Raw genomic sequence first — 13,842 nt, 5'->3', positions numbered from 1 at the left:
TGGAAGAATTGTCTAGAGTTCGATGTAAAATCTTTAAATCCTTCTAAACATTCAAACTTTTATTTTATTAAAAACATAAATTTCAAACGGAGGATGGGGAATATTTTAGCTATTTTTTGTTTTTAACGCTTTCATCCAATCTGTAAATAAACGAAAAAATCTCAGCTACTGTTTCATAAAGAGCCTCCGGGATTTGATCATCTACAGTCAAATGGCGCATTAATTCGACAAGGGTCCGATCTTCTTGAATCGGGACCCCTGCCTTTTTCGCTTCTTTGATAATGTTGTCAGCTACATGGCCCTTTCCTGTTGCAATCACTTTCGGGACCTTGTCTTTTTGTTCGTCATAATGGAGAGCCACAGCTTTTCTGATCGGCGTCTGCTTTTTCATATTTTCACATCCACTTCCTGATCACTGATGCTTGTTACATATTGATCGATTGCAGCCTTCCCTTCGGAGTGAATCCTTTTTTTAGCATTTACTCCTGAAAGACTGTATCCCATTTTCTTCAGACCCTGTTTAAGCGCGGGCACCATCGGATCGATCGCGGCCTGAAGCTCAAAATCAGTCTCAATTGTAATTGTCATGACTTTTTGCTGTATCAAACAGTCGACGACCGTTTCTTTTAACGTATCCAGCTGCAGCAAAAACAAAAGACGGCAATGAGAAGGATCAAGTTTTCCATCCGCTTCTTTCTTTCCTTTAAACAGAACAGTGATGTCCTGAACCCCTGACTTCGAAAACAGCGGAAATGACATCACAATTTGGCTGTATGACGGATGGTCCTGCTGCATGAAAAGCTGGCCGTTTAATTTATGAAAAAGCTGATCGGCTTCCTGTTTGACAGGTTCAGCTACCTCATGCGACGCTCTTGCGGCATGAAGAGCCAGCTTGATGGATTGTATTTCGTCAGGGGTGACTGCGCTTCCTTGTTCAAACGCTTTAATGAATGCAAGCTCGTCCCTTGCACCGATTGCTGTTTTCACTTTGGATAAGAAAGAATGAACATCTGCTTTATCCGCCAAATTAGGTGCTGTCTGCTGAACAGCCTTTAAAAAGACTTCGGCTTCCTGATCTGTGACTTGTGCCGCCTGTAAAACAGCTGAAGCTTCTGGTGACTTCCTATCACCCGATGAAGCAGCCGCTTTAATCCAATTTGCTGCTTCTTTCACAATTTGAAGACTGTTTTTTTCAGCAGATTCCGTTAGCTTTGTCAGCAGCTGGCGGGCTTCTTTGATTGGAATGTCTGCTGCTGTTTTAACTGGCTCTCCTTGTACGTTTTTCTGTTCCGCTGTGTGGTTTACAGGCATCAAGTTGGTCTTTCCGGGAGGGCCGGCTGGTGCGCTAAGTTCCCTGTTTCCAGCTGTATTGCTTAAAGAAGCTGATTTGGTATTGTCTGTTAAAGAGACAAGTTTATCGATCAGACGTTCTGCATGGACATCGATTTCACTATTAAAAAGTGCCGTAACTGCTTCTTTTAGCTTTGACGTCATTTGGCTCTGCTGAGGGTTTTGGTTGATTGCCTGAAGCAGCCTGGATACGTGCTGATGCAGCGGAACAGGCGATTTCACAGCATGAACACCGCTCAAAATCTCGGGGTGAATGGGAAGCTCGCGCTTTAAAGCAAACAGAACGGTTTCAATCGCTTTTTTTGCATCTGACGCTGGCAACGTCTCCATCCAGCGGACAGCTGTTTTGATATCATTTTCTGTTACGGGTGTTTTGCTCTTCAGCATCGCTCCCGTCATCATTAGAGCAGCGTTTGAAGGTTTTACCGAAATGGCATTTAAAAGCTTGCCAGCTGCATCCTGAATGGTTTTGAGGTTTTGCTCGAAGCTTTGAACGACCTGAAGACGGCCTGTCTGTTCTGCTGTTGTTTTTTCGTAGGAAAACCAATAGTACGCCTGTGGGCGAAGCTGGGTTTCAAGTTTTCCCTGGACAGTTTGATTGCCGACTTGGATCAGCGCATGCTGATCTCCTAATAAACGAAGCACCTTTCCTAAAAGGAGACGCTTCTCCCCGTTTAGCGCTTCGCTGACATTTGGTGTTTCCTGCGGGACTGCTGTATTTCCCAAAAGGTGCTGCAGCGCCTTTTGCACATCATTTCGTATATTCATTTAAAAAAGGTGCCTCCTTGTCCATCGGTTTATCTGAAGGATTGAACAGGAGCGAAAGTTTTGCGGTGCAATTCAGTTGGGCCGTATGCGGCGAGAGCTTCCAGATGCTCTTTTGTCCCATAGCCTTTATTTTTTTCAAAGCCGTACATGGGGTATGTTTCGGCATAAGCGCTCATCATCCGATCTCTCGTCACTTTCGCGATACACGCACCTGCAGCAATAGACACGCTTTTGGCATCGCCTTTTATAATTGACGACTGCTCCGTTTCGAGCGGCAGCGTCATTGCGTCAACAAGCAAATAATCAGGTGTATCTGACAAATCGTGTATCGCTTTCACCATTGCCATCCTTGAAGCTTCATATATATTGATTTCATCAATGACAGAAGCTTCTACAATTCCTATCCCGACCGACAGTGCTTCTTTCATAATAAGCTCGTAATATTCCTCACGCTTTTTTTCGGAAAGCTTTTTGGAGTCTGTCAGCCCAAGTATTTCACATTCCTCTGGAAGGATGACTGCGCTGGCGACAACGGGTCCTGCCAGCGGCCCCCGGCCGACCTCGTCAACACCTGCTATAAAGCGAAATCCTTTGTTTCTTGCCAGCCTTTCATAGGAAGTCATATTCACCCATTGTTCTTTCAGCGCTTTTTCTTTCGCCTGCCTTTTAAGCCACTGCTCTACAAGCGTTTGAACGCTTTTTCTGGGGTCGTTTTCGCATTGGGCAAGGAATGGGTCTTGCTCATCCTTCACTCTCTGTAAACGGTCTTTAATGTCCTTTACGGTTAATGTATTCACTTTCTCTTCTCCCTTACTGTATGTATCGGTTCGGTCCTGAATAAATAAAGACCCGCATTTCTGCGCGCCTTTAGATAGTCGGCTGTTCAAATGACAGCCTGCCGAACTTTTCAGTGCGGATATCGCGAATGATGACCTCAGTCGTTTTATCGTAGTTAATGAGCCCTCCGCTCATGAGACAGCCGCGCTTTTCACCTATAGCATCAAACAGCTCTGCAATGTCCTCTGGGATCTCATCAAGGCCGTAACGCTCTTTCAGCCGTTCAGGATAATGTTCTTCGAGAAAACGAAGGCCAAACACGGCCACATCCTGCAGGTTAATAATCGAGTCTTTAATAGCCCCGGTGACGGCCAGCCTTAAGCCGACAAGCTCATCCTCAAATTTAGGCCATAAAATCCCGGGTGTATCTAATAGCTCTAATTCTTTTCCAACTTTGACCCACTGCTGTGATGTCGTAATACCAGGTCTGTCTCCCGTTTTTGCTATGTTTTTCTTTGCCAGCCGGTTGATAAGCGTTGATTTTCCTACGTTTGGAATGCCAATAATCAAAGCGCGAATTGCTCTCGGCTTCACACCTTTTGCCCTCATCCGGTCAAATTTTTCTTGAAGGATCTCTTTTGATGCCGGCACAATTTGATTTAAGCCTTGTCCGTTTACAGAATTAATGGACAGGGAGCGGATCCCCTGGTTCTCAAAATGCTCTTTCCACTGCTGTGTAACTGACGCATCTGCTTTGTCAGCCTTGTTTAACAGCATAATTCGTGGCTTGTTTTTTAGAATATCTTCAATCATTGGGTTTCTTGATGACATTGGAATTCTGGCATCTACCAATTCATATACAATATCGATTAATTTTAATTTTTCGGTTACTTCCCTTCTTGCCTTTGCCATATGGCCCGGGAACCATTGAATTGTCATGTGACACGAACACCGCCTTTATCTCTTCAGTATACATGATTCTTTGTTGTCCTTTATGTATTTTACGATGCCTGTCCGGCATTTTCAAATTCTGTATAAAAAAAGAGCTTGTTACAGGTAACAAGCTCTTTTCGTTCGTTATCATTATCGTCTGATCTCTTTAATACGAGCCGCTTTTCCGCGAAGTTCACGCAGGTAGTAAAGCTTAGCACGGCGTACTTTACCGTAACGTACAACTTCGATTTTCGCGATTTTTGGTGTGTGTACAGGGAAAGTACGTTCAACGCCAACACCGTAAGAAATCTTACGAACTGTGAACGTTTCGCTGATTCCACCACCACGACGCTTAATCACAACACCTTCAAAGATCTGGATACGCTCACGGTTACCCTCAACAACTTTAACGTGTACACGTAAAGTGTCACCAGGACGGAACGCAGGAAGATCAGTACGAAGCTGTTCTTTTGTGATATCTTCAATTAGTTTTTGCATCGTTTTCAACTCCTTCCAACAGATGCTCTTGACCACAAAACCCGGCACAGCGGAACATCGTTTTCAAGCTTGCAGCGGATAAGCCCGCTTAAGCCACAAGTAGTATCTTATCACAATTTCATAGGCTATGCAATAAAATCTATTCTTTTTCCCATTCAGAAATCCATTTTCTTTGCTGCTCTGTAAGCGGGTAGTCTTTCAAAAGATCCGGACGCCTTACATAGGTCCTTCTGATCGATTCTTTATTCCGCCATTCTTCGATTTTTGCATGGTTTCCTGATAGAAGTGTTTCAGGCACTTTTAGACCTTTGTAATCTGCCGGTCTTGTATAATGCGGGTGTTCTAAAAGACCGGTGCTGAATGAATCCTCAATATGGGAAGCTTCTTTGCCCAGCACACCCGGAAGCAGTCTGACCACACTGTCTGCAATCATCATGGCAGGAAGCTCACCGCCCGTCAGAACAAAATCACCAATGGATATTTCATCCGTCACCAGATGCTCGCGAATACGTTCATCATAGCCTTCATAGTGGCCGCAAATGAACAGCAAATGCTCTTCCTTCGCTAATTGTTCGGCTTTTTTTTGGGTAAAACGCTCACCTTGCGGGCATACGAGGATAATACGCGGAGCAGCTGCTGCCTTTGATGTCAGGTCATCGACAGCGTCAAAAACAGGCTGAGGCTTGAGAACCATGCCAGCGCCGCCGCCATAAGGATAATCATCAACAGTATTGTGCTTGTTATCAGAATACTCCCGGAAATTTACGACCTGAAACTGCACCGCATCTTTGTCCTGGGCTTTTTGAAGAATTGATGAACCAAGCACACCTTCGAACATTTCGGGAAACAGCGTCAAAAAGTCGATTTTCATTCGTCTATTAATCCTTCCATGAGTTCAATCTCAATTTTCTTTCCGCTGACATCGATATGTTTGACCACCGATTCAATGTAAGGAATTAGCGCGTCTTTTTTCCCTTTTCGGCCGATGACCCATACGTCGTTAGCTCCCGGCGTCAAAATTTCCTTGATCTTTCCGATTAGTTCGCCGTCTTCGGTAAATACTTCGCACCCAATGATTTCGTGGAAATAAAATTCTCCCTCATTCAGCTCTCCTAAATCTTCTTCAGGAACTTTAATGATTGCGTTTTTCAGTTCTTCTACTTCATTCAGGCTTGGTCTTTCTTTAAACTGCAGCAGATGAAATTGCTTATGCAGTCTGTGCGTGTTAACCGTTACTTCTACTGGTTCGTTACGGCCGTCTATAAACAAATAAAGCGTGTTGCCCGGCTTGTACCGTTCCTCGGCAAAATCTGTTTTCGAGATCACCCGCACTTCGCCTTTAATTCCGTGGGTATTTACGATTTTACCTACATTAAACCATCGCTTTGTCATATAATCACCTCTGGCGAATTTCAATTACTTTTCCGTCTTTTATGACGATGGTGTTTGCTGCTGTTTTCTCATGCCAGTCATCACCGGCTTCAATCGTCAGCAGCGCATCGACTTCCTTTTCTTTCATCTCACTGCCAAGCGGCAATGTATGTACTTGAGCAATTTGAAAATCGATTATTTTTATGTTATCTTTTCGCTTTTCTATTGCCTTTTTAAATTGTTCAATCATATCTGGGTTTTGCTGTTCTTTCTCATGTTTTCTAAGCTGAAAATAGAGCTGGCTGCATTCTCGTTCAAGCATTTGTTTCTTTTTGGCAAATGAAGCTAAAAGCTTTTCTTTGCTGCGCTCGGTTAAGACTTGCATAACGGCTACACGGTGAATAATTTGCATCGCACCAAGCTCCCCGCTTTTAAAACTTTTTTGGCTCAGGGCTTTTTTATTTTGCCTAAGCTTCTATCAGTTTACCCTTTTTTTGCGTGTAAAAAAAGGGGAGGTGCCGGCCCTCTCCCTTTTAGTCAAATATCTCAAATTGAACTTTCTTAGAAGACTGTGCGCCAGCTGCAAATACAGCTGTTCGAATCGCTTTTGCAGTCCGGCCTTGCTTTCCGATAACTTTACCGGTATCTGACTTATGGACAGATAAGCGCAGCGCAATCTTTTGATCGGTTTCTTCTCTTATGACGCGAATGTCATCTGGATGATCAACAAGCGGCGTCACAATTTGGACAATCAAATCTTCCAAGTGTTGATCGGTCATTACTTGCCTTGTTTAGCGTTGTGGAATTTTTCCATGATTCCTTGGCTAGAGAACAAGTTGCGAACTGTATCAGATGGTTTCGCTCCAGTTTGAAGCCATTTAAGAGCAAGCTCTTCGTCGATTTTTACTTCCGCTGGTTTTGCAACCGGGTTGTAAGTTCCGACTGTTTCGATGAAACGGCCGTCACGTGGTGAACGAGAATCTGCTACAACAATACGATAGAAAGGAGATTTTTTTGCTCCCATACGTTTTAAACGAATTTTTACTGCCATTTTACTAGCACCTCCGAAAATATTTCAACAAGATAGTATATTAACAATGATAAAAGTGTTTGTAAAGTGTTTTTTCTTAACAACGGTTTTATCATGTATAACCGATTACATAAAAGGTAGCTTAAACCCTTTTTTCTTACCTTTTGACATGTTTGTCATCTGCTTCATCATTTTTTTCATTTCGTCAAACTGCTTAAGCAGACGGTTGACTTCCTGCACGGATGTCCCGCTTCCTTTTGCAATCCGCTTCCGCCGGCTGGCATTGATCACCTCAGGCTGTTCTTTTTCAAGAACAGTCATTGATTTGATAATCGCTTCCACATGATTCAGCTGCTTTTCATCAACTTGGATGTTTTTCAAGCCTTTCATTTTACCTGCACCCGGCATCATCTGCAGTAGCTCATCAAGCGGCCCCATGTTTCTGACCTGCCCGAGCTGCTCCAGAAAATCGTCCAATGTGAAGCTCATCGTTCTCATTTTTTGTTCCAGCTCTTTGGCTTTGTCTTCATCGACGCTGGCCTGTGCTTTTTCAATCAATGTCAGCACGTCGCCCATGCCGAGAATCCTTGATGCCATGCGTTCAGGATGGAACGATTCTAATGCATCAAGTTTTTCGCCTAAACCAGCGAACTTAATCGGCGTGTTTGTGACTGCGCGAATAGAAAGCGCAGCACCGCCGCGTGTGTCTCCATCAAGCTTAGTTAAGACAACACCGGTCAAACCGAGCTGTTCATTAAAGCTTTTGGCAACATTTACAGCGTCCTGACCGGTCATTGAATCGACAACCAGGAAGATTTCTTCCGGATTCGCGATTTCTTTCACGTTGGTCAGTTCATCCATCAGTTCATGGTCAATATGCAAGCGGCCTGCCGTATCCAAAATGACATAATCATAATGTTCTTCCTTGGCTTTTTCAATAGCCTGTTTAGCTATTTCTACAGGACTGACCTGATCACCAAGAGAGAAAACAGGCATGTCAAGCTGTTTGCCGAGCGTTTCCAGCTGCTTAATCGCAGCCGGACGGTAAATATCGGCAGCAACCAGCATCGGTTTGCGATTATGCTTTTTGCGCAGCAGATTCGCCAGCTTACCGCTTGTTGTCGTTTTACCGGCACCCTGGAGACCGACCATCATAATAACAGTCGGCGGCTTTTTTGCGACGGCGATTTTGCTCTCTTCGCCGCCCATCAGCTCAGTCAGTTCCTCTTTAACAACTTTAATGACCTGCTGGCCAGGCGTCAGGCTTTTCATGACGTCTTGGCCGATAGCGCGTTCACTTACTTTTTTGACAAAATCCTTGACTACTTTAAAGTTAACGTCAGCCTCAAGCAGCGCAAGACGAACCTCACGCATCATATCTTTTACATCTTGTTCGCTGACTTTCCCTTTTCCGCGGATTTTAGAAATCGTCTGCTGCAGTCGGTCGGCTAATCCTTCAAATGCCATAGTTTGCCGCCTCCTAATCTAATTTCTCAAGCGCTTCAATCAGAGCTGTAATTTCTTCCTCTTCGTTTGAACCGGAAGCAAGCTCCTTCAGCTTATTAAACATCTCTTTACGCTCCTGAAACTTTTTCAAAAGGAGCAGCTTTTCTTCATATTGTTCAAGCATCGCTTCTGTTCGTTTGATGTTATCATAAACAGCTTGTCTTGAAACCTCATATTCTTCGGCTATTTCGCCTAGGGAGAAATCGTCCAAATAATAAAGCGACATATAGCTCTTCTGTTTTGACGTCAACAACGACTGATAAAAATCAAACAGATAGTTCATTCTCGTTGTCTTTTCGAGTGACATTTGAGCTCTCCCCTTTGTTAAGTCAAATCCCTTTACGATAACTTAGTTTACACGGTTTTATTGAGACTGTCAAGTTTTTATCTTGTCAAAGCAGCGATTACTTTTTTCCAAAATACGTTAAATATAATCCGATTTATTCCGATGTTGTATATGAACCCTATTTAAAGGAGGATATTTTATGAAAAAAATCAGTTTATTGTTTATGTTGTGCCTGGCAGCCGTGTTTACAATCATTGCCCCGGCAGAACAAGCAGACGCTGCTGAAGCGCCTTATAAGGCTTCAATCACAAATATCAGCACAGATGGAGGGGTTTACGGTAAAATCAATTACGGCCAAGGCCAATTTTGGCGAGTCAAGTACAATATTACAATAAGCGGAAAATTACTCGACCAAAACGGACAGCCGGTGCCGAACGCTCCAGTACGATTTGAAGCAGATACGAAAGTCGGAAATACAACACAAACAGCTTCAGGAACAACCGATGTAAACGGAACGTTTGAGGTTCCAATGTATTTGGGGCCGGCTGCTGGGTACTACACATATTACACATCTGTTTCCGTTCATTACTATGACATCATCCCATTCAGAGTTTATTCAGGAGATTCAAGACTGGTATCCACTGATAACAGCCTTTATCATTTCGCCTATCAAGTGAGAAGATAAAAAAGAAAAAGGCCCCCAAATGCGAGGGCCTTTTCTTAATCGTCGGCTTTTTCCACTAAATCTGAAAAGAGGCCGTATACATACGATTCAGCATTAAATTCCTGGAGATCATCAACTTTTTCACCTAACCCGACTAATTTAACCGGGATTTGAAGTTCGTTGCGGATCGCGAGGACGATACCGCCTTTTGCCGTACCATCAAGTTTTGTTAATGCAATGCCAGTAACGTTTGTTGCTTTAGAGAACTCTTTCGCCTGCGCCATTGCGTTTTGGCCGGTTGTGGCATCAAGGGCAAGCAGCACCTCATGCGGCGCTTCAGACACTTCTCTTTCGATAACGCGCTTCACTTTTTCAAGCTCTTTCATCAGGTTTACTTTGTTTTGGAGACGCCCTGCCGTATCACAGATTAATACATCGGCATTTCTAGCTTTTGCAGCATGTACAGCATCGTAGATGACAGCCGCAGGATCGCTTCCGGCCGCCTGCTTAATGACAGGCACTCCCGTACGCTCTCCCCATACTTCCAACTGTTCAATGGCTCCCGCTCTAAATGTGTCTCCGGCAGCAAGAACAACAGATTTTCCTTCTTGCTTCAATTTATGAGCAAGCTTTCCGATTGTTGTCGTTTTGCCGACTCCGTTTACACCTACCAAAAGGATTACATTTAAACGCCCATCCTGAATGTTCAACTCAGAAATTTGCTCATCTCCGCTGTTATAAATCTCGACCAGTTTCTCAGAAATAACAGACTGGACTTCCATCGGATCTTGAATATTTCTGCGTTTCACTTCTTTTTTCAGCTCATCTATTAATTCCATAACGGTTGTAAAACCGACATCCGCGCTGATGAGAACCTCTTCAAGCTCTTCGAAGAAATCCTCATCCACTTTACGGTAACGGGATACAAGATCATTCACTTTGTTTTGAAAGGAGTTTCTTGTTTTTTCAAGGCCATCCTTAAACTTTTCAGATACGGAATCTGTCTGTTTTGTGATTTTCTCTTTTAATTTTTTAAAAAAGCTCATCTTTTAACCTCTTTCCTCGTTACTGAACGAATTCTTTTGTTTCTTCCAGCTTAACTGAGATTACCTTGGAAACACCGGATTCCTGCATTGTTACACCGTATAGCACATCCGCTTCCTCCATTGTCCCTTTTCTGTGGGTAATCACGATAAACTGGGTATCGCTGCTGTATTTTTTTAAATACTGCGCAAATCGGAACACATTCGCTTCATCAAGCGCAGCCTCTACTTCGTCAAGGACGCAAAACGGCACAGGACGAACCTTTAAGATTGAGAATAAGAGCGCTATAGCAGTAAGCGCACGCTCTCCTCCTGACAGAAGATTTAAGTTTTGCAGTTTTTTCCCCGGCGGCTGTGCGATAATCTCGACTCCTGAGTGAAGCAGATCATTAGGATCGGTGAGCCTCAGTTCAGCTCGCCCTCCTCCGAATAAGGAGCGGAAGACTTGATCAAAGTGTGAACGGATTTGGACGAATGTGTCATTAAAGCGTTTCGTCATTTCTTCATCCATTTCTTCAATCACTTGGAACAGGGTATTTTTCGCTTCTGTCAAATCTTCTTTTTGCTCTGACAGAAACTTATACCGTTCGTTGACCCTCTCAAACTCATCTATGCTTCCGAGGTTTACGGTGCCCAGCTCTTCGATTGCGAGCTTAATCAGCTTCACGCGCTTTCTGGCTTCCTCTGGATCAGTTTCAAGCTGATATTTCTCTTTTGCCCCCTCAAAGGACAGGCTGTATTCCTCCCGCAAGTACTGGAGTAAATTATCGAGCTCAACTTCCATCCGGCCGAGTTTGACTTCTTCGTCTTTTAAGAGCGTTGTTTTTTGTTTATACAGGCGTTTCATTTCTTTCAGCTCACGCTCATATGTATCAAGCCCATGCTGAAGTTTGATACGCTGATCGCGTCTTAACGCAATCAGTTCGATTGTTTTCGTTTTGTCATTCAATTTATGTTTTGCGGCTTCTTCAAGCTTTTCTTCACCGCTGGTGCTTGATGACATCTCTGACGTTAAGAAGCTTAAGTCCTCTTTCGCTTCTTTTAACGCAAACTCTGTTTCTGTGAGCTCTTTTTTTAATCTAGCAAGGTTGTCCTCTTCACCCTTACATGCCTGCTCTTTTTTGGCAGCAGTGATTTTCAGCTCAGTCAGCTCGTTGGAGAGAGACTCTTTTGTTGAAGATTGTGTTTGTTTTTGTTTCGTTAGTCTGTCAATATCCTCTTCAAGCAGTTTCATCTTTTCTGATACAGCGGAAAGTTCTTCTTCCAGCTTGCGTTTGCGCGTTTTCTTCTCTTCATCGCTTTCTGCCAGAGCAGATTTTTCTTGATCATAGAGCTCTAAATGGGTGTTGATATTTTTCTCAGCAACTTGAAGTTCGTACAGCTGGCCTTTTACATCCTGTTGCTTTAATCTTAAACCTTCCCCGGTCTCTCTTAAGTCAGCCAGTTTTTTCTCCATATCCTGAATGGAATGCTTAAGGGTTTTGACTTCTTGTTCAAGCAGTGCTGTTTTCTCTTCCATTTCAGCGAGCCGTTTCGTCACATCTTCAAGCTCCCTGCTTCTTCCTAGCAGCGAGTTATTTTTCTTTTTAACCGCGCCGCCCGTCATTGATCCCCCCGGATTCACGACATCTCCCTCAAGGGTTACGATGCGGTACCGATGCCCGAGAAGCTTCGCTAGTTCGTTTGCTCCCTTTAAATCCTCTGTGATCAACACGGTTCCCAGAAGGTTCTGGATGATGCGCCGATACGCAGGATCAAATGTGACAAGTTCACTGGCAACCCCTAGAAATGACGAGTGCTGGGCTGCTGTTTCCGCGTCCCGGCTTTGAAGCTGGCGGTCTCTAATAACTGATAGAGGCAAAAACGTCGCTCGGCCGAAGGAATTCTGTTTTAAATATTGAATCGCTTTGCGGGCAGACTGTTCATCGTCGGTCACAACATGCTGGGCAGAAGCGCCGAGCGCAATTTCAATGGCCGTTTCATACTTCTGTTCTGTTGAAATCAGCTCAAGGACCGCTCCGCGAATCCCACCAAGGCGCTCTTTCGCTTTCAGCACTTCTTTAACACCTTGATAAAAGCCGGAGAAATCCCCCTGCATCGTCTCAAGCATGTCCTTTTTCGATCTCGCTTGCTGAACGTATTGGTACGCCTGATACAGAGCGGATTCATTTTTTTCATATTGTCGCTTTTTCTGCTCATATTTTGTCAGCATATCACGGTATGCGCCCACTTGGCTGTGAATCTCCTGCTCAATTCGGGCAAACTCCGTTTCACATGTAGCTTTTCGCGCAGAAATATCGCGCCGTTCCTGAAGATGCTTTTCATTGTTGTCCGCAAGCCTCTGCAATACAACAGCCGATTGGGACATCTGGTCATCCAGCAGCTGAAGCTCATTGCGAATCGAAGCCTGACTGTTCAACAGCTCAAAGTAATCGCTTTTCAGCTGCTCGATTTTCTCTTCGACATTTTCATTATGAAGACTGAGAACCTGCTGCTTTTCTTTTGCCTGAGCCCTTAACTGTCTCACCTCTGCCTGAAGCGTTTCGAAGACAGCTTCCTGCTTAGCGAGCTCTTGTTTCAGCACCGTTTCCTTTTGCTGAAACTGAACGATAGCTTCTTCAAGCTGTTCTTGGTTTTGCACAGCGTTTTTCTTGCGCTCTTTCAGGACTTCTTTACGGCCTTCAAGCTTTTCCAGCTCTTCACTCGTCACCAACAAGACTTGCTGGAGCTCATTTACTGATTCATCAAGCGCATGAATTTTGTCTCGCGTATCCTCAATCTTTGCTTCTTTCGCAGAAATCGCAGACGATTCAGCAAGCTCTTCTTCCTTTGCGAGCTGTACTTTCTCTTTAAGAGTTGACCATTTACCATGCAGCTCTTCGATATCATAGGCCGTCAACGCAATTTCAACATGCTCCAGCTCTTTCTTTTTCTCCAAATAGTCTTTCGCGATTGATGCTTGAATTTTAAGAGGTTCAACCTGTCCCTCGAGTTCATGTAATATATCTTCTACCCGGTTTAAATTGTCCTGTGTCTCAAACAGTTTATTTTCTGCTTTTTTCTTTCTCGTTTTATATTTAAGCACCCCGGCTGCTTCTTCAAAGATACTGCGGCGATCCTCCGCTTTGCTGCTAAGGATCTCTTCCACTTTCCCTTGGCTGATAATAGAAAATGCTTCTTTACCCAAGCCAGAGTCCATAAATAAATCAATAATATCTTTTAAGCGGCACGGCTGATTGTTAATCAGAAACTCACTCTCGCCTGATCTGTACACACGTCTTGTGACACTGACCTCATGGAAGTCAATCGGCAAGAAATGATCATCATTATCAAGAGTAAGCGTAACTTCAGCTAGATTTAATCGCTTTCTCGAATCGCTGCCGGCAAAAATGATGTCTTCCATTTTTCCGCCGCGAAGAGACCGTGCCGATTGTTCTCCGAGAACCCAGCGAATGGCATCTGTGATGTTGCTTTTTCCGCTTCCGTTTGGGCCGACAACCGCTGTCACGCCTTTAACGAAGTCTACGGAAATCCGTTCTGCAAATGATTTAAATCCTATAACGTCTAAACGTTTGAGGAACATAGCGATCCTCCTTATGTAATAAGTATTTCAATT

The 13,842-nt window shown here is 43.9% G+C and carries 15 protein-coding genes; 1 reads left to right on the top strand and 14 read right to left on the bottom strand.

All coding sequences use genetic code 11. The annotated features are described in order from the left end of the window. Window positions 1-109: 109 nt before the first annotated feature. The 12 genes from M0696_RS08720 to M0696_RS08665 all read right to left on the bottom strand — a co-directional run bounded on the left by M0696_RS08720 (window position 110) and on the right by M0696_RS08665 (window position 8,540). The gene (locus M0696_RS08720; protein ID WP_222142821.1) at window positions 110-391 is read right to left on the bottom strand and encodes a FlhB-like flagellar biosynthesis protein; all 282 of its coding nucleotides are present in this window, start codon (window positions 389-391) and stop codon (window positions 110-112) included. Further along, window positions 388-2,118, bottom strand: coding sequence for a hypothetical protein (locus M0696_RS08715; protein WP_248602688.1), 1,731 nt, complete (start codon window positions 2,116-2,118; stop codon window positions 388-390). Before M0696_RS08715 ends, M0696_RS08720 begins: the two co-directional genes overlap by 4 nt. A gap of 29 nt (window positions 2,119-2,147) precedes the next feature. Beyond that, window positions 2,148-2,915 carry a ribonuclease HII gene (gene rnhB / locus M0696_RS08710; RefSeq protein WP_222142942.1) on the bottom strand — a complete coding sequence of 256 codons (768 nt, stop codon included), beginning with the start codon at window positions 2,913-2,915 and terminating at the stop codon, window positions 2,148-2,150. A 70-nt stretch (window positions 2,916-2,985) separates the two neighbouring features. Continuing rightward, window positions 2,986-3,834 (bottom strand): ribosome biogenesis GTPase YlqF, encoded by an 849-nt coding sequence (ylqF, locus tag M0696_RS08705; RefSeq protein ID WP_222142819.1) that lies wholly within the window; start codon window positions 3,832-3,834, stop codon window positions 2,986-2,988. Window positions 3,835-3,978: 144 nt separating this feature from the next. Continuing rightward, complete coding sequence (rplS, locus tag M0696_RS08700; protein WP_003220825.1) at window positions 3,979-4,326, bottom strand: 50S ribosomal protein L19; 348 nt, start codon at window positions 4,324-4,326, stop codon at window positions 3,979-3,981. Between the two features lie 139 nt (window positions 4,327-4,465). After that, the gene (gene trmD, locus M0696_RS08695; protein WP_166853008.1) at window positions 4,466-5,197 is read right to left on the bottom strand and encodes a tRNA (guanosine(37)-N1)-methyltransferase TrmD; all 732 of its coding nucleotides are present in this window, start codon (window positions 5,195-5,197) and stop codon (window positions 4,466-4,468) included. Further along, window positions 5,194-5,718, bottom strand: a complete 525-nt coding sequence (gene rimM / locus M0696_RS08690) for a ribosome maturation factor RimM (RefSeq protein WP_166853011.1) — start codon at window positions 5,716-5,718, stop codon at window positions 5,194-5,196. Before rimM ends, trmD begins: the two co-directional genes overlap by 4 nt. A gap of 4 nt (window positions 5,719-5,722) precedes the next feature. After that, on the bottom strand, window positions 5,723-6,109 hold the full coding sequence (locus M0696_RS08685) for a YlqD family protein (RefSeq protein ID WP_222142818.1): 387 nt from the start codon (window positions 6,107-6,109) through the stop codon (window positions 5,723-5,725). Window positions 6,110-6,230: 121 nt separating this feature from the next. Continuing rightward, window positions 6,231-6,476, bottom strand: a complete 246-nt coding sequence (locus tag M0696_RS08680) for a KH domain-containing protein (RefSeq protein ID WP_075746093.1) — start codon at window positions 6,474-6,476, stop codon at window positions 6,231-6,233. Then, a complete protein-coding gene (gene rpsP, locus M0696_RS08675; RefSeq protein ID WP_003220815.1) occupies window positions 6,476-6,748 on the bottom strand; it encodes a 30S ribosomal protein S16 in 273 nt (90 codons plus the stop codon). The genes M0696_RS08680 and rpsP overlap by 1 nt, the downstream gene beginning before the upstream one ends. A gap of 105 nt (window positions 6,749-6,853) precedes the next feature. Continuing rightward, complete coding sequence (gene ffh, locus M0696_RS08670; protein WP_166853017.1) at window positions 6,854-8,194, bottom strand: signal recognition particle protein; 1,341 nt, start codon at window positions 8,192-8,194, stop codon at window positions 6,854-6,856. A gap of 13 nt (window positions 8,195-8,207) precedes the next feature. Next, entirely contained in the window at window positions 8,208-8,540 is a 333-nt protein-coding gene (locus tag M0696_RS08665; protein ID WP_166853020.1) for a putative DNA-binding protein, read from the bottom strand. 178 nt (window positions 8,541-8,718) lie between these two features. Here M0696_RS08665 and M0696_RS08660 point away from each other — a divergent pair, with 178 nt between their 5' ends. Next, window positions 8,719-9,204: an Ig-like domain-containing protein gene (locus M0696_RS08660; RefSeq protein ID WP_166853023.1), complete on the top strand. Its 486-nt coding sequence runs from the start codon at window positions 8,719-8,721 to the stop codon at window positions 9,202-9,204. Window positions 9,205-9,239: 35 nt separating this feature from the next. On the opposite strand, the gene ftsY is transcribed toward M0696_RS08660, so the two are convergent. Both ftsY and smc read right to left on the bottom strand, forming a co-directional pair. Next, window positions 9,240-10,229, bottom strand: coding sequence for a signal recognition particle-docking protein FtsY (gene ftsY / locus M0696_RS08655; RefSeq protein ID WP_222142816.1), 990 nt, complete (start codon window positions 10,227-10,229; stop codon window positions 9,240-9,242). Window positions 10,230-10,248: 19 nt separating this feature from the next. Continuing rightward, entirely contained in the window at window positions 10,249-13,809 is a 3,561-nt protein-coding gene (smc, locus tag M0696_RS08650) for a chromosome segregation protein SMC (protein WP_222142815.1), read from the bottom strand. Window positions 13,810-13,842 lie beyond the last annotated feature (33 nt).

Source organism: Bacillus rugosus, from assembly GCF_023238245.1.
Classification (GTDB): Bacteria; Bacillota; Bacilli; order Bacillales; family Bacillaceae; genus Bacillus; species Bacillus rugosus.
This window is presented reverse-complemented; position numbering and strand designations above follow the sequence as displayed.